The sequence below is a fragment of the Halopseudomonas sp. genome (assembly GCF_036960865.1).
Classification (GTDB): domain Bacteria; phylum Pseudomonadota; class Gammaproteobacteria; order Pseudomonadales; family Pseudomonadaceae; genus Halopseudomonas.
The window spans coordinates 1-506 of the sequence record NZ_JBALWE010000029.1 but is presented as its reverse complement, the minus strand read 5'-3'; the positions used below and the strand labels follow the sequence as shown (position 1 = coordinate 506).

The 506-nt window shown below is 57.9% G+C and carries 1 pseudogene; it reads right to left on the bottom strand.

The window, feature by feature from the left end:
- Nucleotides 1-155 precede the first annotated feature (155 nt).
- Nucleotides 156-506: pseudogene (locus V7747_RS18575) on the bottom strand (hypothetical protein); the annotation flags it as partial.

Below are 506 nucleotides of genomic sequence, written 5' to 3'. Positions count from 1 at the left end.
GTGTAACCAGCGCAGGGCTATATCAAGCAAAGGTATATCCATCACGGTTCTCCCCTATCCGGCTGACAGCACCAAAGACCGCACCAGAAGCGCCAGCAGCAGGGTCAGAACACCCCCGGCGACGAGCGAGCCTAGCATGGTCTCGTGGGGCAATTTCATACCGTCACCGCGCCCGCTTCACGCACGATCAGGCGCTGGCCTTCAAGGTGCTTATTGCGCGCTGCGTCTGCCGCTTCAATGGCCTCCTGAATCAGGTGATGATGAGGCGACTTGCTGCAGGCCGGATCGGTATTCGACGCATCACCGGTCAGGGCCAGAGCCTGACAACGACAGCCGCCAAAGTCCGTCTCCTTCTCATCACAGCTACGGCACGGCTCTTTCATCCACTCATCGCCACGGTACATGGCAAAGGTAGGGGACTCTTCCCACAACCACTTCAGGCTATGTTCTTTAACCGTCGGGAACTCCAAATGCTCAATGCTGCGAGCCTGAGAACAAGGCAAAGC